Raw genomic sequence first — 21,239 nt, forward strand, 5'->3', positions numbered from 1 at the left:
GCCTCCAGGTTGACTGACCAGAAGATGACGGAGCGGCATGGTAACGGATGGCGAAGGGGCTGCAAGCGACGTTTCCGCCAGCTTTGTGCTGCATGGTTTTGAATTGGCCGCCCAGGCTCAGTCTATTTGAGCTTCTTCAATGGAGCCGAGGCGGGGTATCGAATCGGCCGCCCAGTGTGCGATGGCCCAGTCCAGGACTTCTCGGGGTGTAGCGTGGTTCAGTTCAGCCGGCGTCTTCTGCCCCAGCGCGCGCAACCCTCGAAGCAGCAGCGGCGTGGCCCCATCGGGCGGTAATGGCGGCGAGCGATAGGACTTGCCCAGTTTATGACCGTCGGGCTGGGTAATCAGCGGCACATGAAGATAGCGCGGTTGCGGCAGGCCCAGCAGTTCTTGCAGGTACAGCTGACGAGGCGTTGAGTCGAGCAGATCAGCGCCCCTGACGATCTCGGTTACGCCCTGCCAGCCATCGTCGAGCACCACCGCCAGTTGGTAGGCGTAAAAGCCGTCCCGGCGACGAATGACAAAGTCGCCCACATCGCGGCCCAGATGCTGACGAAACTCGCCTTGCACCCGGTCTTCGAAGCGGTAGTGCAATTCAGGCACCCGGATCCGGATGGCCGCATCCTCGGGCGAATGCCCCGCATCTCGGCAAAAGCCCGGGTAAACGCCGTTGTAGGCTTCCAGTTGCTTGCGCGAACAGGTGCAGGCATAGGCAAGCCCATGGCCGAACCAGCGATTGATGACTGCCTGATACGCCTCATGCCGATCGCTTTGCTTCACCACTTCGCCGTCCCACTCGAATCCGTAGGCCTCCAGCGTCTGCAGGATACCCGCCTGTGCGCCCTGAACTTCACGGGGAGGATCGAGATCTTCCATGCGCATCAGCCATTTTCCGCCCACCGAGCGGGCGTCGAGGTAGGAGGCCAGCGCTGCGACCAGGGAGCCGAAGTGCAGATAACCGCTGGGAGTCGGCGCAAAGCGCCCTATATAAGAGGGGGTTTTCATGGGCGCAGATGGTACTGGAAATGAAACGTACGAAATACCGGACCGCCAGGCCAGTCGTGTGGGAAAACGCTACGCAGCTCGGCGGTCATTTCCAGCATGAGTACTCGCGTAGCCGGTTTTCCGGGCAAGGAAACAAAAAAGGACGCCGAAGCGTCCCTTTGCTGGGGCAACAGGTTATTTACCGACCTGTTTTTCCTTGATTTCAGCGAGGCTCTTGCAGTCAACGCACATGTCGGCCGTTGGGCGGGCCTCAAGGCGCTTGATCCCGATCTCGACGCCGCAGGATTCGCACCAGCCATATTCCTTGTCCTGGATCAGCTGCAGCGTTTTGTCGATCTTCTTGATCAACTTGCGCTCGCGATCGCGGGCACGCAGTTCCAGCGCGAATTCTTCTTCCTGGCTTGCACGATCAGCAGGGTCAGGGAAGTTAGCCGCTTCGTCCTTCATGTGAACAACCGTGCGGTCGACTTCTACCATCAGTTCCTGTTTCCACTTGGACAGGATCTTGGTGAAGTGCTGGCGCATCGGGTCGCCCATGTATTCCTCGCCCTTCGTCGCGACGTAGGGTTCGAAACCACTGATTGCCGGGGTGCTCTTTTGCTTTTCTTCGGTGGGCATGAACGGACCGCCTCTCACTCTTCTAAGCCATTACACAGGTTAAGATCCATCGCCGACACCTGCCGGCCCTGCGGCTGCAAGCGGGCGAACTTACCAGATCGAATCGGAGCGCGCTACTCCCGGTTGTCGAGGATGGCCTGCAGCACGCTCGTCAACTATGACCACAGCCTGACCGCCCGGTTTTATCTATTTTGCCGTGCCGTGAGTTTAGTGCCTGCAGCGTAAGTCCGGAGTTTTCTGGACTGCCGGCCGGAATCGCGTCAGCACGTGCTGATTAACGCTGTAGCCCGCTCAAGCGGCCGGGTAGAATCGTCGACCTGTCTCGCCCACCCCTCCAGAGGAAGGCCAATGCCCCAGCGTTATAGTGCGCGCAGCCGCGCCATCGAACCTTTTCATGTCATGGCGCTGCTGGCGCGGGCGAACGAGCTGCAAGCGGCGGGGCATGACGTCATCCATCTGGAGATTGGCGAGCCGGATTTCACCACGGCCGAGCCCATTATCAAGGCCGGGCAGGCAGCGCTGGCCGCTGGCAAAACCCGTTACACCGCGGCCCGTGGTCTGCCAGAACTGCGCGAAGCCATCTCTGCCTTCTATGCTCAGCGCTACGGCGTGAATGTCGATCCCGGCAGAATCCTGATCACGCCGGGCGGCTCGGGCGCGTTATTGCTGGCGGCGAGTCTGCTGGTCGATCCGGGCAAGCACTGGCTTCTGGCCGATCCGGGATACCCGTGCAACCGGCATTTTCTGCGCCTTGTCGAGGGCGCCGCCCAACTGGTACCCGTTGGGCCGGACGTGCGCTACCAGCTGACCGCCGATCTGGTCGCTCAGCACTGGAACGAGGACAGCGTCGGCGCACTGGTGGCGTCGCCAGCCAATCCGACCGGGACATTGCTGCACCGCGACGAGCTCGCCGCGCTCTCGGCGTCGCTCAAGGCGCGGGATGGCCACCTTGTGGTTGACGAGATTTACCACGGTCTGACCTACGGCACCGACGCAAGCAGCGTGCTGGAAGTCGATAACGACGCGTTCGTGCTGAATAGTTTTTCCAAGTATTTCGGCATGACCGGTTGGCGGCTCGGTTGGCTGGTGGCCCCCGAGGCGGCGGTCGGCGATCTGGAAAAACTGGCGCAGAATCTTTACATCAGCGCGCCGAGCATGGCGCAATCTGCAGCTTTGGCCTGCTTCGAGCCGGAAACCCTCGACATCCTCGAACAGCGCCGTGCCGAGTTTGCACGCCGTCGCGACTTCCTTCTTCCTGCGCTGCGCGAGCTGGGCTTCGTGATTGCCGTGGAGCCGGAAGGCGCCTTCTATCTATACGCAGACATCAGCGCATTTGGTGGCGACGCGTTCGCCTTCTGCCACCATTTTCTGGAAACCGAGCACGTTGCGTTTACACCCGGGCTGGATTTCGGTCGGTACCGGGCCAGCCATCATGTTCGCTTCGCCTATACCCAAAGTCTGCCTCGGCTTCAGGAGGCGGTCGAGCGGATCGCCCGCGGTCTGCGGAGCTGGCAAGGCTGATGCGTTTCTCTCCTCCCCTTGAAGAGGGTCGGCTGATCAAGCGTTACAAGCGCTTCCTGGCGGATATCGAGACGCCCAGCGGCGAGCAGCTGACCATTCACTGCCCGAACACGGGCTCGATGTTCAATTGCATGATGCCGGGTGGTCGGGTCTGGTTCAGCCGCTCCAACGACCCCAAACGCAAGCTGCCGGGTACGTGGGAAATCACTGAAACGCCACAGGGCCGTCTCGCTTGCGTCAATACCGCGCGCGCCAACAGGCTGGTTGAAGAAGCGCTCCTGGCCGGCGTAATTGAGGAGCTGGCGGGTTTTACAGCGCTGAAGCGCGAAGTCGCCTACGGTCAGGAAAACAGCCGCGTCGACTTCCGCCTGGATTACCCCGATGGCCCGCTGTACCTGGAAGTCAAAAGTGTGACCCTGGGTTTTGATGACAGCCGTGTGGCTGCGTTTCCCGATGCAGTGACCCAGCGGGGCGCCAGGCACCTGCGGGAGTTGGCGACGCTGGCCCGGGAGGGCGTGCGGGCGGTGTTGCTGTATTGCGTGAACCTGACAGGCATCGATGCCGTGCGGCCCGCTGCCGAAATCGATGCTGCCTACGCTGCCGCCTTGCAAGAAGCGGCGGCGGCGGGAGTTGAGCTCCTTGCGTATGGCGTGCAGCTCACCCCTGACGAAGTACGCATCGACCGGCGCCTCGAGATTCACCTCACGGAAACGCGTGCGCTCAGTCCGGTGCCGCTGGATTGATCCAGATGCCCTGAGCGTCTTCGCCGCAGTCGATCGCCCTCAGGGATTCTCCCTCGCAAGGTCCCGCCACGCACTCGCCACTTTCGATCAGGAACAGAGCGCCGTGGGTGGCACACTGAATCAAGCTGGCGCTGGTATCGAGAAAGGCATCCGGTTGCCATTCGAGCGGCACCCCGCGATGGGGGCACCGATTGGCGTACACGTAGACCTGACCCGCTCGCCGCACGGCCAGAATCCTTAGCGCATCAATGTCGAATCCGAGGCTTTTGCCTTCAATCAGCGCAGCGCTGTCGCACAGGTATTTCAGCAGGATCTCCTTGGCGCTTGACGCTCAAATGCAAATAATTATCAAATGCCTGGCCGCAGCAGGCTTCGCATTCTGCCAGTAGTCCAACCCGCCAGTCGATGAACGAAACCTCGCCGGTGGCGCCCCCAGGGTGATCGACTGCGCCTTTCTTAATAGAGGACGGACCTTTTATGCGCTTCATCAGGCTGATCGCGCTCGTTGTGGGCCTGTTGCTTGCCCACATGGCCTCGGCGGCTGCAACCGCGCCGCAACGCTGGGTCAGTGCCGGAGGCGCTTTAACGGAATGGATTGTCGCCCTGGGCGGCGAATCTCGTTTGGTTGGTGTGGACAGCACAAGCCAGCACCCGACGTCAGTCCAATCGCTGCCTGGCATCGGCTACCAGCGACAATTGTCGGCGGAAGGCATCCTCACGTTGCGTCCGCAGATGCTGCTGGGCACCGAGGAAATGGGCCCACCGCCGGTCATTCAGCAGCTGCGCGCAGCGGGCGTGCAAGTCGAGGTTCTGTCGGCGAGTGCAGGACTGCCTGCGGTACAGGCCAACCTGGAACGGCTAGGCGCGCTATTGGGCAAGGAGGGCCAGGCCCGACAGCTGGCCGATCAATACATCCAGCGGCTTGCGGCCGAACATGAGTAAGTGACGCAGCTCAAGCGACCTGCGCCAGGTGTGCTGTTGCTGGTCAGTCATGCAGGCGGCGCGCCGATGGTTGCCGGCGCAAACACGGTGGGGGACTGGCTGGTCAAACAGGCGGGCGGCCGAAACCTGGCGACTCACACAGGCTACAAAGTGTTTTCCACAGAGGCGATGAGCGGACTCGATCCTGACGTCCTCGTCGTCAGTGATCGGGCGCGAGGCGGCGTTCGGACCCGCGACGCATTGCTGCGTGAAAACCCGTTGCTCGGGACGACAAAGGCCTTTCGGGATAGCCGCGTCGTGGAGATCGATCCCACGCTGCTGGTGGGCGGTCTGGGGCCCCGTTTGCCGGATGCAGTGAACGCCTTGGCAGCCGCTTTTTATCCAAACGCTCTGTCACAAAACGCCCGGGTTTCTCCTCCCCGATGAAGCGATATCTCGCCCCCAAAACGCTGTTCATCTTGCTGGGCTTCGCCTGTTTGCTGGCGATATGGCTGTCCCTCGCGCTCGGCCCTGTCAATGTGCCGATGCTGGATACCGTGCGCGCGCTCCTTCGTCTCTCGGGCCTTCCCGTGGTACAGGATAATCTGCAGCAGGCGGAACTGATCGTGGGTCAAATCCGCCTGCCTCGTACGTTGCTCGGGCTGGCGGTGGGTGCAGTACTGGCGTTGTCAGGCGTTGCGATGCAGGGCCTGTTTCGAAATCCTCTCGCCGATCCCGGTCTGGTCGGGGTTTCCAGCGGCGCGGCGCTGGGTGCGGCGGTGGCCATTGTCGCCGGGGCCTCGCTGGGCGGTTTGCCCGAGCCCTTGCAACCTTATCTGCTGTCAGTCTGCGCCTTCGCCGGTGGGCTTGGGGTCACCGCAATCGTCTATCGGCTCGGACGTCGCGATGGCCAGACCAGCGTTGGCACGATGCTGCTGGCGGGTGTGGCGATGACTGCGCTGGCCGGCTCGATCATCGGTCTGTTCACGTATCTCGCCGATGACGCCAGCCTTCGGACGCTGACGTTCTGGAACCTGGGCACCCTCAACGGCGCCAGCTATGTCCGGCTCTGGCCGCTTCTGCTGGTGTGCACGGCGGTGATCCTCTGGCTGCCGCGCCGAGCCCGCGCACTGAATGCGCTGCTGCTTGGAGAGTCGGAAGCGCGTCATTTGGGGATCGACGTCGAACGTCTCAAGCGCGAGCTGATTCTGTGCATCGCGCTCGGCGTGGGGGCAGCCGTTGCGGCGGCGGGGCTTATCGGTTTTATCGGCCTGATCGTACCGCACCTGGTGCGATTGCTGACCGGGCCGGACCATCGCGTCGTGCTTCCCGCCTCGGCGCTGGCAGGCGCGACGCTGCTGCTTTTTGCCGACCTGTTCGCCCGGCTGGTCATGGCGCCGGCGGAACTGCCCATCGGGATTGTTACCGTGTTCATTGGCGCGCCGTTTTTTCTTTTTCTGTTGGTCCGAGGGCGCAGCTGATGTTGATTGCCAGAGACCTCGGCGTCATGCGTGACGGCAAGCGGGTGCTCGCCAACGTGGAGTTGGCGTTGGCACCTGGGCAGGTGCTTGGCGTGCTGGGCCCCAATGGCGCCGGCAAGAGCACATTGATGGCGGCTCTGTGCGGCGAACTCGGCCCGACCCATGGTCAAGTGTTACTGGATGGCCTTCCCCTGGATCAATGGCGCGGACCCGAGCGGGCGCGGCGGCTGGCTGTGCTGCCACAGATCTCGACATTGAACTTTGCGTTTAAAGTTGAGGAGGTGGTTGCAATGGGCCGCTTGCCTCATGCCAGCGGCCAGCAGCTCGACGACGAGATCGTCCAGCATTGCCTTGCCGCCGCCGATGCGCTGCACCTGCTGGCTCGCAGTTACCTGACGCTCTCGGGCGGTGAGCGCCAGCGGGTTCATCTGGCCCGCGTGCTGGCCCAAGTGTGGCCGGGGGAGGAGGGTCAGGTTCTGTTGCTGGATGAGCCAACGTCGGCGCTCGATCCGCTGCACCAGCACACCACGCTGTTGGCCGTTCGGGCGTTCGCTGACCGTGGAGGCGCCGTAATGGTGATCCTGCACGACCTCAACCTGGCCGCCCGCTATTGCGACCGACTGTTGTTGCTGAATCAGGGCAACGCGCCTCTGTCCGGCACCCCACAGCAAGTGCTGACGCCTGAAGCGTTGGAATCGGTATTCGGTCTGGATGTTCTGGTGCAGCCCCACCCGGAGCGCGGGCATCCGCTGGTAATTGCTCGCTGACGAGTGCCTGGCAGCAGCAGACTTCGACTGTTTTAATGACGTCACGCCCCCCATTCTTAAGCGCTTGCGGGCAATGTCCTTCGGACAATTCTTGTAATGATGTAGTCCTGCTCTTTTGCGTCTTAGTGCCCGCTTGGGGGCAGGCGATCTCGATTATCGTCGCCTCCAGCCTAAGGTATTGAGGATGTGTGATGAGCGACATAAGCGAAGCGATTGGCAGGTTCGAGGTGGATCAGTTCTTGGCGCAGCAGGCCATTGGCCTGATGGAGTTGGCCTCTTTGAATGCTGACGACACGCCAGAAAAGATCATTACCTTGTGTCAACGAGCCCTGACGCCGGTCGGGCATGTGGCCGCCGTCTGCGTGCTGCCCAGATTCGCAGGACTGGCGCGGCGCACGCTGGACAACCTTCAAGCACGGGAAATCATGGTTGTGGCCGCGGTTAATTTCCCGACGGGTTCACCTTCTGTCAGCCTGGCCGAGCAGGAGACCCAGGCGGCAATCCTTGCGGGCGCCGACGAAGTCGATCTGGTTTATCCCTTTCATGCGCTGCTTGGCGGAGACAGGCAGATTGGCGCCGACATCGTCAGCGCCTGCAAGGCCAAGTGCGGTCGGGCGGCGTTGACCGTCACGCTGGAAACCGGCGTGCTGCGCGATCCGCAGGTGATCCATGGGGCCAGCTGTGTGGCGATTCAGGAAGGTGCCAGTTTTCTTAAAACCAGCACCGGCAAGCAGATCGTCAGTGCGACGCCCCAGGCCAGCCGAATCTTAATCGCGGCCATTGCCGAATCGGGCGCGCACGTGGGTATCAACGTTTCAGGGAATGTGCGGACGCTCGACGAAGCGCGCGTCCATATGGATTTGGTCAAGGCACGATTCGGCCCGCGTTGGGTGGAGCAGGGAAGGCTGCGGCTGGGGGCGACCAGCCTGCTGGATGATCTGTTGGTTCGTCTGGGCGTAGGGGCTTAACATACCGCGGGCAAAAAAAGACCCGGCAAAGAGCCGGGTCAAAAACCGTGATTAGCCTGATGAGGAGATAATCTGAGAGTCCGAACCAAGGAGCCTTTCAGGTTATCGGCCAGTCTCGCGACCGGATGTGATAATCATAGTGATTCTCATTTGTAAGTCAACAGCGTTCTGCATTCTTTTTACCTGCCTGATGTCATGGTTCCCCTACCGCCTGGAGTCGGCTCTTTAGCTCGTTGTCCAGGAACTCTTTGCGCTCCAGAGGCAGCTCACACCAAGGGCGATTCAGCAATGCGCCTTCCAGCGAGTAAAGAAGTGCCTTGGAGGCGCGAAACCCCCTGACTTTAACGGCCCGGTAGGCCTGGATTGCACCAAGGCGGCGCAGGTCGGCGGTGTTGTGGATACCCGCCGCGTGAAGCCATTGAACCGAGGTTTTCCCCAGATTTTTCATACCCAGCAGCTCATCGTCCATAATCGCGAACCCATCCGCTCATTCCGTGAAATAACTTCTCCAGTGACCCGACGCAAACTGAAAAGACGAGCCATGCTCTTGAGCGTAGACGGCCGCGAGTGTCGGTGTGTAGGGATGTAACCGGAATGCCGCAGTCGCCGCCGAACGGTAGGGGTAAGAAAGATAAGGGGGCAGGGGCCTGCATGGCTGCGCATGCGGGGCGGGGGGCAAGTTTATGTCCTGGACGGTGCGATAAGCGCTAGCGAGTGCGATAACGCAGGCGCGTACCGAAGTTGACCGACATCAATATCTCGTCGGCACTCAGTTCAGGCGGGAAGTATGCACCGGAGATTTGCGCATGAGCGATGCTCGCGCCTTCCAGCTTTGTCGTCCTGAAATCAACGCCTCGCAGGTCTGCGGACCTGAAATAGGCATCACTGAAATCGATCCCGTCAGCATTGAGTTCACGCAGATCGAGACCGCGAAAATCTCCGCCTGACAGGTCTACGGGACCCTGATCGGGCCGTTCAAGGTTGAAGGTCGTCACGTCGTCTTTTCGCAGTAGCGCGAACAGGGGCGAGTCGAGCTGCTTGGGCTGGTTCATGTGCCGTCTCCTTTGTTGGAATTCTGACGCCACTATAATGCCACCAGCGTCGAGCCGTGAAGCGATATCCTTCACGACTCGACCACTGGTGGGTCGGGGTTATCAGAGCCCCGGCAGATGCTGGCGAATGTCCGCGACCAGCGTATCCAAATCGCCACTGACGTTGGTCTCGACGTGCCTGCTGCGCACTATCTCGTCAGCGGTCAGTGCCTCGCGGCTGGCCAGCTGCGCGTCGATGACTTCCATGGTCGCGTCGGAAGGATCCTGGTTCTGCGACTGACGCTGCGCTAGCCACCCTTCAATGACTGCCTTGGGCGCGGCGCAGTCAATTATCAGAAACGGAACACCCATCGCTTCGGCGATCTGCGCGGTCGCCTGACGCTGCGCGAGCTTCAGATACGTTGCATCGATGACCACAGGCAAGCCTGCGCGAAGAACAACACCGGCCAGCTCATTCAAGCGCTGGTAGGTTGCGGCACTGACTTCGGCGGAGTACAGGTCGTTGTGGTCGGTAAATTCACGCTTGCGCTCGACATCCGAACGCAGGCGGATGGCACCCAGTGCTTCGACCAGGCGCATGGCAACCTGGCTTTTGCCGACAGCGGATACGCCGTGAGTGATCGCCAGAAAGTTGGTCGGGATGGCGCTGTAGCTCTCAGCGAGATTGGCGTAGTTACGGTATTGGCGCAGTGTCGCGGCGCGCTGCACCTGGTCAGCGTCGGCATTCAGGCTGAACAGCGCCACCTTCGCCCGCACCAGTGCGCGGTAGGCTTTGTAGAAGTTGAGCAATTGAAGGCCCGCATAATCGCCGGTCAGCTCCAGGTATTGACTGACGAACCGACGAGACAGGCTCTTCAGGCCACGGTCTTCGAGGTCCATTGCCAGGAAGCCGATGTCTGCGTACACATCGGTCATGCGGAAGGGCTCGTTGAATTCGATGCAGTCGAAGATCACCACCTTGCCATCGATTAGCGTTGCGTTGCCCAGGTGAATGTCCCCGTGGCATTCGCGAACAAAACCGTCCAGCTTGCGCTGGTTCATCAAAGGCTTGAGGCGCTCGAAACTGGTGTTCGCCCACGCTTCGAGCGCTTCCAGCTGGATAAGGTCAGACTTTTCGCTGAGGAAAGGCAGGATCTGCTCGAAGTTCTGCGTGACCGGTGCCATCACACTGTCAGGGCTGCCGAGGGGGTTTTCCATCGGGACTTGGGGCGTCTTGAGATGAAACTCGGCGATCTGCCGGGCCATGTCGTCGATGTGGGCAGTGGTCAGCTCGCCTTTGGCTTGCAAAGTGCTGAGCAACCCGTCCTGTGGGAACTGGCGCATTTTCAGCACGTACTCGATCGCTTCGCCCTCACCATTCAATTGCGGCGCCTCGATGGTACCGGTGACAGGCAGCACTTCCAGATACAGATCGTCCGTCAGGCGCTGGTTCAGCATCAGTTCCTGCTCACAGAAATGCTGGCGCGCGGACAGGCTGGTGAAGTCCAGAAAGCCGAAATTGACCGGCTTCTTCATTTTGTAGACGTACGGGCCGGTAAGCAGCACCCAGGAAATATGCGTCTCGATGACCTGAAACTGTTCGACCGGATGAGGAAACAGGGCGGGGTTTTGCAGCGCGGCTATCAGTGTCTGGCTCACGGACGATCCTTGAAAGGTGATAAGTCGATGGAGAAGTAGCGAAAGGCGGTCATTATGGCCGCTCGAGACATTGCTGCAAACCGCTTAAAGCGTGGTCTGTCGGGGCCTATGAAAGTGCGTATAATCCGCCGCCATGACCCGATCCCGCACCCCCAAAAAATCCCCCAAACCCACCAACAGCCGGCTGCGCAGCCTGTTGGGCTGGGCCCTGAAACTCAGTCTTGTCGGGCTGGTGATCCTTGGCTGCTTCGCCGTTTACCTGGACTCCATCGTTCAGGAAAAATTCTCGGGCAAGCGCTGGACCATCCCGGCCAAAGTGTATGCACGGCCACTGGAGCTGTTTGTCGGGCAGAAGCTTTCACGTGACGATTTCCTCCTGGAGCTCGACGCATTGGGCTACCGCCGTGAGAGCGTGGCGAACGGGCCAGGCGCTGCAGCGGTGAGCGGCAACGTCGTTGACCTCAATACCCGCGGCTTCCAGTTTTACGAAGGCGCCGACCCGGCGCAGCAGATCCATGTGCGGTTCTCGGGCGATTACGTCGCGGAGCTAACTTCCGCCAACGGCGCCAAGCTTGCCGTTGCGCGGCTTGAGCCTTTGACCATCGGCGGCTTGTATCCGAAGAATCTCGAGGACCGGATTCTGATCAAGCTCGATCAGGCGCCTCCTTATTTACTCGACACGCTCGTCACGGTGGAAGACCGGGACTTCTACCACCACTTCGGTGTATCGCCGAAGGGGATCGTGCGAGCATTCTGGATCAACGCATCCGCTGGGCAGATGCGCCAGGGCGGATCGACGTTGACTCAGCAGTTGGTCAAAAACTTCTATCTCACCAACGAGCGCAGCATTACCCGCAAGCTGACCGAAGCGATGATGGCTGTTCTGCTGGAGATCCATTACAGCAAGCAGGAGATCCTTGAGGCCTACCTCAACGAGGTCTTTGTGGGGCAGGACGGTCAGCGTGCCGTTCACGGCTTTGGTCTGGCGAGTCAGTATTTCTTCAGCCAGCCGCTGTCGGAGCTGAAGCTGTATCAGGTCGCCTTGCTGGTCGGTCTGGTCAAAGGACCTTCCTACTACAACCCGCGTCGCAATCCCGAGCGTGCGCTGGAGCGCCGCAATCTGGTCCTTGATCTGCTGGAACAACAGGGGGTTGCAACGCCGGATGTGGTCGCAGCGGCCAAGAAAATGCCGCTGGGCGTGACCAAAACCGGTTCGCTGGCGGACAGCTCGTTCCCGGACTTCCTTGATCTGGTCAAGCGCCAACTGCGGCAGGACTACCGCGATGAGGATTTGACCGAGGAGGGCCTGCGGATCTTCACCAGTTTTGACCCGATTCTGCAGATGAAATCCGAAGCTGCCGTGCGTGAAAGTTTCGCGAAGATTTCCGGGCGCAAGGGCGCGGACGAGATGGAATCGGCCATGGTCGTGACCAATCCGGAAACAGGTGAGGTCCAGGCGCTGATCGGCAGCCGACAAACAGGTTTTGCAGGTTTCAATCGTGCGCTGGATGCCGTCCGGCCGATCGGTTCATTGGTCAAACCGGCCATCTACCTGACCGCCCTCGAACGTCCGCAGCAGTACACGCTGACCAGTTGGGTGCCGGACGAACCCTTCCAGGTAAAAGGCGCCGACGGCCAGATCTGGAAGCCCCAGAACTACGACCACAAGGCCCACGGCAACATCTTTCTCTATCAGGGGCTAGCGCATTCCTACAACTTGTCCAGCGCGAAGCTAGGCCTGGACCTGGGCATCCCGAACGTCTTCAAAACCCTGACCAAACTGGGCGTGACCCGCGAGTGGCCGGCGTTCCCGTCAATGCTCCTGGGCGCTGGCGCGCTGACGCCCATCGAAGTGGCGACGATGTACCAGACCATCGCCAGCGGCGGCTTCAATACGCCATTGCGCGGCATTCGCAGCGTATTGACCGCCGAAGGAGAGCCGCTCAAGCGCTATCCGTTCCAGATTCAGCAACGTTTCGACCCGGGCTCGATCTATCTCCTGCAGAACGCCATGCAGCGGGTGATGCGCGAAGGCACGGGTAAATCGGTGTACAACGTGCTGCCGAGCACATTGAATCTGGCAGGCAAGTCGGGCACCACCAACGACTCCCGCGACAGCTGGTTTGCCGGCTTCAGCCAGGATTTGCTGGCGATCGTCTGGATGGGCCGCGATGACAACGGCAAGACCCCGTTTACTGGGGCTACCGGTGCTTTGCAGATATGGACCAGCTTCATGAAGAAGGCCGATCCGTTGCCGCTGGACATGGCCATGCCGGACAACGTCGTGCAGGCCTGGGTCAATGCCAGTACTGGGGAAGGCACCGACGCCAGCTGCCCGAACGCCGTCCAGATGCCGTATATTCGCGGCAGTGAGCCGCAACCCGGCCCGACCTGCGGTGGGCCGTCAGCGCCTGCCGATTCGGTGATGGACTGGGTCAAGGGCTGGTTGAATTGAGCCTGGTTGAATTAAGCAAAGAGGATGTGACGTGAACAAGTGGTGGATTCCGGCGGTAACGGCTCTGGCTTTGCTCAATGGTTGCGCGTCCCAGACGCGCAGTGCGATCCCGGTGGTGGACTCAGGGTCGCGCGTGTCCAACGGCGAGCGCGTCTCGTCGACACGCAACAACACGTACCGGGCTCCGGTGCAAGCGCCGGCGCAGTCGCAGGCGATCCAGGAAGATTCCGGTGTTACGGTGATGGTGCCCGGCGGTGCCAACGCCAGTGGCGCGCCTATCTCGACCTTCGTGCCACCGGTTACGGCACCGATCAGCACCGCACCGATCACGACGGCGCCCGCCACCCAGGCGCCGGTCAACAACACCTACACGCCGCCAGCGACCAGCAACACCTACAATATGCCTGCCTCAGCGCCGACCGGCATTCCGTCTGCATCCAGCGGCGGGTTGTCGGAAGACGAGCAGTTGGATGGGCCTGTACTGGCCTTGCTGACCACCGCTCAGCAGCAGCAATCCGGTGGCGATCTCAACGGCGCAGCTTCTAGCCTTGAGCGGGCGCAACGCGTCGCTCCCCGTGAGCCGCAGGTCCTTTACCGTCTGGCGCAGGTGCGCCTGGCCCAGGGCGACGCGCCTCAGGCTGAGCAATTGGCGCGCCGTGGTCTGACCTACGCCAATGGCCGCGCAAGCCTGCAAGCCAGTCTTTGGGGCCTGATTGCCCAGTCGCGTGAGAAGCAGGGTGATGCAGCAGGCGCAGCGCTCGCACGGCAGAAAGCCAATGGATAACCGCTTCCCGGAAATCGCCGATCAGTTGCTGTTGATTGAACGCGAGTTACGGGTGCTGGGATGGTGGCAGGAAGTGCCGCCCAGTGATGAGTCGCTTTCCAGCCGTGAACCCTTCTGCGTCGACACGCTGGATTTCGACCAGTGGCTGCAATGGATATTCCTGCCGCGCATGAAGATCATCCTGGAGGAGGATCTGCCGTTGCCGACCGCCTCCGGTATCCTGGAAATGGCAGAGATGGTCTACGCCAGCCGTGTCGAGGAGGCGCGTGCGTTGCTGGCGCTGCTGAAGGGCTTTGACCGGTTGATCGTTGAGTCCGTCTGACCTTCAGTTGCATTGATCGTCGAGGTACGTCTTGACCTCGGCGATGCGCGCCTGGCGCTCCTCTTCGGTGAACCGCCTGAACTCGCCATTCACCTCCTGTCGTACCCGCGGGTTGTTCTGCAGCTGCGCGAGGTTGGTGCGCTGTTCCTCACACCCCTCTTTGCGCTTCGCTTCCTGAGCGGCGACTTGCTTCCTGACTTTCGCATCAACCGCTTCCTGCTCCCGCGCGCCTTCCTGACTGGGCGGTGGCGGGGCAGGCGGTGCTGCGACGGGCTTTGCGGTGTCGATTTCCTGTGCTGTCTGTCCGGCGGGCGGCTGGGCGTCGAAATGCGTGACGCCTTGAGCGTCGACCCATTTGTATATCTGAGCCGCCTGGCCGACCGCCGGGGCGATGGCGATTGTCAGGGTCGCGGCAAGTATCATCCAGCGCATTCCCGGTTCCTTACTTCTGTGGCAATGGCAGGAAACCTATCACAAGCGTGTCGCAACGACCTCATTCGGTGCCTTTTGACCGGTGACGGACGAAGAAAGCGCATCGATGACTTGACTTGCGGGGGGCGAATCCGAACAATCAAAAGCTCGCTGTAGAGGGACTGCCAGAAGCAGACCGTCTCGGTAGATCATGAGGCGCACACCCGCGCCGACCCGAAACACCCGCAACGCGTTACCTCGCGCTGGGTGGGAAGACCCCGAAACACTTAAGGGGCGATCCCAATACTTGCTCAGTCAGTGCTGACGTAGTCGGCGACCACCGTCGCTCATGCTCTGCTTTGCAGTAAACCTATTAAGACCCGTCTCCTCGCTTGTGTGGACGGTATTCTGGCGTTTTAGAGGTGAACAACGTGGAGCTTTTATCTGGCGCTGAAATGGTCGTCCGCTTTTTGCGTGACGAAGGCGTTGAGCATATCTACGGGTACCCCGGCGGTGCCCTCCTGCATATATACGACGCGCTGTTCAAAGAACCGGCTGTGAGCCACATCCTCGTTCGTCACGAACAGGCTGCGACTCACATGGCTGACGGTTACGCTCGTGCCACCGGCAAGGCAGGCGTTGTTCTGGTGACTTCAGGCCCCGGCGCAACCAACGCCATCACCGGTATCGCTACCGCCTACATGGACTCGATCCCGATGGTGGTGCTGTCCGGCCAGGTCCCGAGCAACATGGTCGGGACCGACGCGTTTCAGGAAACCGACATGATCGGTATCTCCCGGCCGATCGTGAAGCACAGCTTCATGATCAAGCACCCGTCAGAAATCCCGGACGTCCTGAAAAAGGCGTTCTATCTCGCTCAGTCCGGTCGTCCTGGTCCTGTCGTCGTCGACATTCCGAAAGACATGACCAACCCGGCCGAAAAATTCGAATACGTCTTCCCCAAGAAAGCCAAGCTGCGTTCCTACAGCCCGGCGGTTCGTGGCCACTCCGGCCAGATCCGCAAGGCCGTGGAAATGCTGGTCGCGGCCAAGCGCCCGGTCATCTACGCAGGTGGCGGCGTGATCATGGGCAACGGTTCGGCGCAGCTGACGGAACTGGCGCAGCAGTTGAACGCGCCGGTGACTAACACGCTGATGGGCCTGGGTGCCTATCCAGGGACTGATCGCCAGTTCGTCGGCATGTTGGGCATGCACGGCAGCTACACCGCCAACCTTGCCATGCACCATGCGGATGTGATTCTTGCCGTGGGAGCGCGTTTCGACGACCGCGTGATCAACGGCCCGGCCAAGTTCTGCCCGAACGCCAAAATCATTCATGTCGACATCGATCCGGCTTCGATCTCGAAAACCATCAAGGCCGACGTGCCGATCGTCGGTCCGGTGGAGAGCGTACTGACCGAGATGGTTGCAACCCTCAAGGAGCTCGCCGAAACCCCTAACAAGGACTCGGTCGCAACATGGTGGAAGCAGATCGAAGAATGGCGTGGCGGTGGGGACCTGTTCCCCTACAACCGTGGCGACGGAAGCGTCATCAAGCCGCAGACGGTGATCGAGACACTGTGCGAAGTGACCAATGGCGATGCCTACGTCACTTCCGATGTCGGTCAGCACCAGATGTTCGCGGCTCAGTACTACCGCTTCAATAAGCCCAACCGCTGGATCAACTCCGGCGGCCTGGGCACCATGGGCTTTGGTCTGCCTGCCGCGATGGGCGTAGCGCTGAGTTTTCCGAATGACAACGTCGCCTGTGTCACCGGCGAAGGCAGCATTCAGATGAACATTCAGGAGCTGTCCACCTGCCTGCAGTACAACCTGCCGGTCAAGATCATCCTGCTCAACAACGGCGTGCTCGGCATGGTCCGTCAGTGGCAGGACATGAGCTACAGCGGCCGTCACTCGCATTCCTACATGGAATCGCTGCCTGACTTCGTGAAGCTGGTCGAGGCTTATGGTCATGTCGGTATGCGCATCACCGACCTCAAGGACCTGAAGCCGAAGATGGAAGAGGCTTTCGCCATGAAAGATCGCCTGGTGTTCCTCGATATCAAGGTGGACGTCGGCGAGCATGTTTATCCGATGCAGATCAGAGACGGCGCCATGCGTGACATGTGGCTGAGCAAGACGGAGCGGACATAACCATGCGGCACATCATTTCGCTATTGCTGGAAAACGAACCGGGTGCGCTGTCTCGTGTGGTAGGCCTGTTTTCGCAGCGCAACTACAACATTGAGAGCCTGACGGTGGCGCCTACCGAGGACCCGACCTTGTCACGTCTGACGCTGACCACGGTTGGCCATGATGAAGTGATCGAGCAAATCACCAAAAACCTCAACAAACTGGTAGAGGTGGTCAAGCTGGTCGATCTGTCGGAGAGCGCCCACATCGAGCGCGAGCTGATGCTGATCAAGGTGAAAGCCACCGGCGCACAACGTGCCGAGATCAAGCGTACCACCGACATCTTCCGCGGCCAGATCGTCGATGTTTCCAGCAGCGTTTATACCGTGCAGTTAACCGGGACGAGCGACAAGCTGGACAGCTTCATCCAGGCGATTGGCACCACTGCCATTCTGGAAACCGTTCGCAGCGGCGTGACGGGCATCGCCCGTGGCGACAAAGTGCTGAGCATCTAATCTCATTTTGCAAATGGCCTTGCGGCCAAGTTATCAGGGGAATTCCATGAAAGTTTATTACGACAAAGACTGCGACCTTTCGATCATCCAGGGCAAAAAAGTGGCCATCATCGGTTACGGCTCTCAGGGCCACGCTCAAGCGTGCAACCTGAAAGATTCCGGCGTTGATGTCACCGTTGGCCTGCGCAAAGGTTCGGCCACTGTCGCCAAAGCTGAAGCTCATGGGCTGAAAGTGACCGACGTGGCGTCCGCCGTTGCCGCTGCCGATCTGGTCATGATTCTGACCCCGGACGAATTCCAGTCCCAGCTGTACAAGAACGAAATCGAACCGAACATCAAGAAGGGCGCAACACTGGCCTTCTCCCACGGTTTCGCGATTCACTACAACCAGGTTGTTCCCCGTGCCGACCTCGACGTGATCATGATCGCGCCGAAAGCACCGGGCCATACCGTACGTACCGAGTTCGTCAAAGGCGGCGGCATTCCTGACCTGATCGCCGTCTACCAGGACGCTTCGGGCAGCGCCAAGAACGTCGCTCTGTCGTATGCCTCGGGCGTCGGCGGTGGCCGTACCGGCATCATCGAAACCACGTTCAAGGACGAGACCGAAACTGACTTGTTCGGCGAGCAAGCCGTTCTGTGCGGCGGTACCGTTGAACTGGTCAAAGCCGGTTTCGAGACCCTGGTTGAAGCCGGTTATGCGCCGGAAATGGCCTACTTCGAGTGCTTGCACGAGCTGAAGCTGATCGTTGACCTCATGTACGAAGGCGGTATCGCCAACATGAACTACTCGATCTCGAACAACGCCGAGTACGGCGAGTACGTGACCGGCCCTGAAGTCATCAACGCCGAATCCCGTCAGGCGATGCGCAACGCTCTGAAGCGCATCCAGGACGGCGAATACGCCAAGATGTTCATCGCCGAGGGCGCCAGTGGCTACCCTTCGATGACCGCCAAGCGCCGTAACAACAAAGCGCACGGCCTGGAAGTCATCGGCGAGCAACTGCGTTCGATGATGCCTTGGATCGCGAAGAACAAGATTGTCGACCAAGCCAAGAACTAAGATTCCATATCGGTTTCTTGCATGAAAAAACGCGGCCCTCGGGTCGCGTTTTTCGTTATGGAGACTCATCTGGTATAAAGCTGCATCGTTTGACGGCCTAGCGGTCGCAAGCATTTGTCGAAATTCTTCAGCTGCAAGGTATTGTCCATGAGCGAACGTCCCGAAGAGCCGAACAAGGCTTCTGACGCCGAAAGCCTGCTACCGATTGATGAACACATTGAAGAGGGCCATGACGCTGAAGGGCGCAAGGTCCGTCATCGCGGCATTTACCTGCTGCCCAATTTGTTCACCACCGCGAATCTGTTTGCCGGCTTCTACGCCATCATCAGCGCCATGAGTGCGCAAAGCGCGTTGAGTGCCGGTGATCAGTTGAGCGCGAGCAAATACTTTGCGTTCTCCGCCATCGCCATCTTTGTTGCCATGGTGCTGGATGGTCTGGATGGCCGTGTCGCGCGGATGACCAACACTCAAAGCGCGTTCGGCGCGGAGTATGACTCGCTGTCCGACATGGTCGCTTTTGGTGTGGCGCCTGCGTTGTTGGCGTTTGGCTGGGCACTGGGTGACATGGGCAAGGTCGGCTGGATGGTCGCCTTCATCTATGTCGCGGGCGCAGCGTTGCGTCTGGCGCGCTTTAATACCCAAGTCGGCAAGGCGGACAAGCGTTACTTCATCGGCCTGGCAAGTCCTGCCGCCGCGGGCGTTGTGGCGGGCACCGTATGGGCATTCAGCGATTACGGCATACAGGGCTCGAAGCTGTCTTTTCTGGTCGCGCTGCTGGTCGCGGCCGCCGGGATGCTGATGGTGAGCAACATCAAATATAACAGCTTCAAGGAGCTGGACCTCAAGGGACGCGTGCCGTTTGTTGCCATTCTGGCGGTGGTCCTGGTGTTCGCCGTGGTGTTCAGTGATCCGCCGCGCATCCTGCTGCTGATATTCCTCGGTTACGCGGCGTCCGGTCCGATCCAATACCTGCTGCGGCTGCGTCGCCAGAGGTAGTTAGTCGAGCTGCATTTCCCGCATACTCCGCAGCTATAGATGCTTCAGTTCTCTATAACTGCGGAGTCATCATGCTGATACAGATCCCTTCCACATCCGACTGCAAAGAATCGGATGTCACCCCCGAATCCATCTACCTCTCGCGTCGAGCATTGCTCGGCAGCACGCTTGCAGGGCTTGCCGTCAGTGCGGTGCCTGGTTGGGCGCAAGCCGAGGAAGCGTCGCGCTACGCCGATGTTGAAGCCGGCGCTGCCCCGGACTGGTTCAAGGGCAAGTTGGCCGCGACGAAGTGGCAAGCCGTCACCGTCAAGGACGAGACGATCACGCCGTTCAAGGACGCGACCCACTACAACAATTTCTACGAATTCGGGACGGACAAGGGTGATCCTGCGCAAAACGCCGGCTCCTTGAAGACCGAGCCCTGGAGCGTTGTCATTGATGGAGAGGTCGCCAAGCCTGGCCGCTATACGCTCGAAGATTTCATGAAGCCTTATCAGCTGGAAGAGCGTATCTACCGTCTGCGCTGCGTAGAAGCGTGGTCCATGGTCATCCCGTGGTTGGGTTTCCCGATCTCCGAGCTGCTCAAGCAGGTCGAACCCACCGCCAATGCTAAATACATCCGCTTCGAGACGCTGCAGGATCCCAAGACCATGCCTGGCCAGCGCTCCGGCTTCGCATTGATTGATTGGCCCTACGTGGAAGGGCTGCGCCTGGATGAGGCGATGAATCCGCTCGCGATTCTGGCGGTGGGCATGTATGGACGAGAGTTGCCCAATCAGAATGGCGCGCCGCTACGTCTGGTGGTGCCTTGGAAATACGGGTTCAAAAGCGTGAAGTCCATCGTGCGCATCAGCCTTACAAGCGAACAGCCGAAGACGACATGGCAGAGCATCGCGGCGAGCGAGTACGGCTTTTATGCCAATGTGAACCCGACTGTTGACCACCCTCGTTGGACCCAGGCCCACGAGCGGCGTCTGCCCAGCGGGCTTTTCAGCCCCAATATTCGCCAGACCGAGATGTTCAACGGGTATGGGGAGCAGGTTGCTTCTCTCTATTCAGGCCTGGACCTACGGAAAAACTATTGATGCGTTTCATGCCTTGGCGAGTGTCGGTCTTTGTGGCTGCGGCATTGGTGCCGATCTTCTGGCTCTATCAGGCGTGGATCTTCGCCTTGGGGCCTGATCCCGGCAAGGTGCTGGTAGATCGCCTTGGACTGGGTACCCTCGTATTGCTTTTGATCACATTGGCGATGACCCCGTTGCAGCGTACGACGGGCTGGCCCGGGTGGATTGCGGTTCGCCGGCAGTTGGGGCTGTGGTGCTTTACCTATGTGTCGCTGCACATGTTGGGCTATGGCTTCTTCATCCTGGGCTTTGACTGGGCGCAGTTGGGCGTTGAGCTGGTAAAGCGGCCCTACATTATTGTCGGCGCGCTGGGTTTTCTCGGTCTGTTGTCGCTGGCGGTTACGTCCAATCGCTATAGCCAGCGCCGGCTGGGGGCGCGCTGGAAGAAGCTTCATCGCCTCAGTTACCTGATTCTGGGTCTGGGTTTGCTGCATATGTTGTGGATTGTGCGGGCTGATCTGAGGGAGTGGGCTATATATGCAACGATCGGCGTTCTCCTCATGTTGCTTAGAATCCCTGTAATTGCTGGGCGTATCCAGCGTCGCCGCATTAAGAACAGCTGCGTCGCCACAAAAGTTTAAATAAGTGCTTGACGCCCCTCTGGATCTGTCTATAATTCGCCCCACTTCCGGCGCAGACGAAACGGAAAACTCCTTGATAATCAAAGAGTTGGACGAAGTAAGCAGCGAGGAATGCTTCGATTCAGATGCTTGAATCGAC

Annotated in this window: 21 protein-coding genes and 1 pseudogene; 15 read left to right on the top strand and 7 right to left on the bottom strand. The window is 60.0% G+C overall.

Annotated elements, in window-relative coordinates; genetic code table 11:
- Positions 1-117: 117 nt before the first annotated feature.
- Positions 118-1,005, bottom strand: a complete 888-nt coding sequence (gene gluQRS / locus VF672_RS06785) for a tRNA glutamyl-Q(34) synthetase GluQRS (protein WP_331102928.1) — start codon at positions 1,003-1,005, stop codon at positions 118-120.
- 174 nt (positions 1,006-1,179) lie between these two features.
- The gene (gene dksA, locus VF672_RS06790; protein WP_331102930.1) at positions 1,180-1,623 is read right to left on the bottom strand and encodes an RNA polymerase-binding protein DksA; all 444 of its coding nucleotides are present in this window, start codon (positions 1,621-1,623) and stop codon (positions 1,180-1,182) included.
- Between the two features lie 348 nt (positions 1,624-1,971).
- Here dksA and VF672_RS06795 point away from each other — a divergent pair, with 348 nt between their 5' ends.
- Together VF672_RS06795 and sfsA are read left to right on the top strand one after the other, a co-directional pair.
- The gene (locus VF672_RS06795; RefSeq protein WP_331102932.1) at positions 1,972-3,144 is read left to right on the top strand and encodes a pyridoxal phosphate-dependent aminotransferase; all 1,173 of its coding nucleotides are present in this window, start codon (positions 1,972-1,974) and stop codon (positions 3,142-3,144) included.
- Entirely contained in the window at positions 3,144-3,887 is a 744-nt protein-coding gene (gene sfsA / locus VF672_RS06800) for a DNA/RNA nuclease SfsA (RefSeq protein ID WP_331102934.1), read from the top strand. Before VF672_RS06795 ends, sfsA begins: the two co-directional genes overlap by 1 nt.
- Here sfsA and VF672_RS06805 read toward each other — a convergent pair.
- Complete coding sequence (locus VF672_RS06805; protein WP_331102964.1) at positions 3,865-4,194, bottom strand: Rieske (2Fe-2S) protein; 330 nt, start codon at positions 4,192-4,194, stop codon at positions 3,865-3,867. The genes sfsA and VF672_RS06805 overlap by 23 nt on opposite strands.
- A gap of 170 nt (positions 4,195-4,364) precedes the next feature.
- Here VF672_RS06805 and VF672_RS06810 point away from each other — a divergent pair.
- From VF672_RS06810 to deoC, 4 genes and pseudogenes are all read left to right on the top strand, one after another.
- A pseudogene (locus tag VF672_RS06810) lies at positions 4,365-5,255 on the top strand (heme/hemin ABC transporter substrate-binding protein).
- Positions 5,256-5,305: 50 nt separating this feature from the next.
- Positions 5,306-6,289 carry an iron ABC transporter permease gene (locus VF672_RS06815; RefSeq protein ID WP_331102966.1) on the top strand — a complete coding sequence of 328 codons (984 nt, stop codon included), beginning with the start codon at positions 5,306-5,308 and terminating at the stop codon, positions 6,287-6,289.
- Positions 6,289-7,056, top strand: a complete 768-nt coding sequence (locus VF672_RS06820; RefSeq protein WP_331102936.1) for a heme ABC transporter ATP-binding protein — start codon at positions 6,289-6,291, stop codon at positions 7,054-7,056. Before VF672_RS06815 ends, VF672_RS06820 begins: the two co-directional genes overlap by 1 nt.
- A 191-nt stretch (positions 7,057-7,247) precedes the next feature.
- Entirely contained in the window at positions 7,248-8,024 is a 777-nt protein-coding gene (deoC, locus tag VF672_RS06825; protein WP_331102938.1) for a deoxyribose-phosphate aldolase, read from the top strand.
- Between the two features lie 193 nt (positions 8,025-8,217).
- Here the strand turns inward: deoC and VF672_RS06830 are convergent, their stop codons facing one another.
- The 3 genes from VF672_RS06830 to VF672_RS06840 all read right to left on the bottom strand — a co-directional run bounded on the left by VF672_RS06830 (position 8,218) and on the right by VF672_RS06840 (position 10,714).
- Positions 8,218-8,493: a TfoX/Sxy family protein gene (locus VF672_RS06830; protein ID WP_331102940.1), complete on the bottom strand. Its 276-nt coding sequence runs from the start codon at positions 8,491-8,493 to the stop codon at positions 8,218-8,220.
- A gap of 238 nt (positions 8,494-8,731) precedes the next feature.
- Positions 8,732-9,076: a pentapeptide repeat-containing protein gene (locus tag VF672_RS06835; protein WP_331102942.1), complete on the bottom strand. Its 345-nt coding sequence runs from the start codon at positions 9,074-9,076 to the stop codon at positions 8,732-8,734.
- 102 nt (positions 9,077-9,178) lie between these two features.
- Positions 9,179-10,714 (bottom strand): AAA family ATPase, encoded by a 1,536-nt coding sequence (locus tag VF672_RS06840; protein WP_331102944.1) that lies wholly within the window; start codon positions 10,712-10,714, stop codon positions 9,179-9,181.
- A gap of 133 nt (positions 10,715-10,847) precedes the next feature.
- Between VF672_RS06840 and mrcB the strand changes: the two genes are divergently transcribed.
- From mrcB to VF672_RS06855, 3 genes are read left to right on the top strand one after another with little or no spacing between them, the layout of a single operon-like run.
- A complete protein-coding gene (mrcB, locus tag VF672_RS06845) occupies positions 10,848-13,169 on the top strand; it encodes a penicillin-binding protein 1B (protein ID WP_331102946.1) in 2,322 nt (773 codons plus the stop codon).
- A 31-nt stretch (positions 13,170-13,200) separates the two neighbouring features.
- The gene (locus tag VF672_RS06850; protein WP_331102948.1) at positions 13,201-13,953 is read left to right on the top strand and encodes a hypothetical protein; all 753 of its coding nucleotides are present in this window, start codon (positions 13,201-13,203) and stop codon (positions 13,951-13,953) included.
- A complete protein-coding gene (locus tag VF672_RS06855) occupies positions 13,946-14,275 on the top strand; it encodes a YqcC family protein (RefSeq protein WP_331102950.1) in 330 nt (109 codons plus the stop codon). Before VF672_RS06850 ends, VF672_RS06855 begins: the two co-directional genes overlap by 8 nt.
- A 3-nt stretch (positions 14,276-14,278) precedes the next feature.
- Here the strand turns inward: VF672_RS06855 and VF672_RS06860 are convergent, their stop codons facing one another.
- The gene (locus tag VF672_RS06860; protein ID WP_331102952.1) at positions 14,279-14,707 is read right to left on the bottom strand and encodes a DUF4124 domain-containing protein; all 429 of its coding nucleotides are present in this window, start codon (positions 14,705-14,707) and stop codon (positions 14,279-14,281) included.
- Positions 14,708-15,117: 410 nt separating this feature from the next.
- On the opposite strand from VF672_RS06860, the gene VF672_RS06865 reads away from it, so the two are divergent.
- The 6 genes from VF672_RS06865 (at position 15,118) to msrQ (ending at position 21,100) form a co-directional block, all read left to right on the top strand.
- The gene (locus tag VF672_RS06865; protein WP_331102953.1) at positions 15,118-16,842 is read left to right on the top strand and encodes an acetolactate synthase 3 large subunit; all 1,725 of its coding nucleotides are present in this window, start codon (positions 15,118-15,120) and stop codon (positions 16,840-16,842) included.
- Positions 16,843-16,844: 2 nt separating this feature from the next.
- Positions 16,845-17,336 (top strand): acetolactate synthase small subunit, encoded by a 492-nt coding sequence (ilvN, locus tag VF672_RS06870; protein ID WP_093469284.1) that lies wholly within the window; start codon positions 16,845-16,847, stop codon positions 17,334-17,336.
- A 46-nt stretch (positions 17,337-17,382) separates the two neighbouring features.
- Entirely contained in the window at positions 17,383-18,399 is a 1,017-nt protein-coding gene (ilvC, locus tag VF672_RS06875; protein ID WP_331102958.1) for a ketol-acid reductoisomerase, read from the top strand.
- 147 nt (positions 18,400-18,546) lie between these two features.
- A complete protein-coding gene (gene pssA / locus VF672_RS06880; RefSeq protein WP_331102960.1) occupies positions 18,547-19,395 on the top strand; it encodes a CDP-diacylglycerol--serine O-phosphatidyltransferase in 849 nt (282 codons plus the stop codon).
- A 71-nt stretch (positions 19,396-19,466) separates the two neighbouring features.
- The gene (msrP, locus tag VF672_RS06885) at positions 19,467-20,480 is read left to right on the top strand and encodes a protein-methionine-sulfoxide reductase catalytic subunit MsrP (protein ID WP_331102962.1); all 1,014 of its coding nucleotides are present in this window, start codon (positions 19,467-19,469) and stop codon (positions 20,478-20,480) included.
- On the top strand, positions 20,480-21,100 hold the full coding sequence (msrQ, locus tag VF672_RS06890) for a protein-methionine-sulfoxide reductase heme-binding subunit MsrQ (protein WP_331102968.1): 621 nt from the start codon (positions 20,480-20,482) through the stop codon (positions 21,098-21,100). Before msrP ends, msrQ begins: the two co-directional genes overlap by 1 nt.
- The last annotated feature ends 139 nt before the right edge of the window (positions 21,101-21,239 follow it).

The sequence above is a fragment of the Pseudomonas sp. genome (assembly GCF_036387035.1).
Lineage (GTDB): Bacteria > Pseudomonadota > Gammaproteobacteria > Pseudomonadales > Pseudomonadaceae > Aquipseudomonas.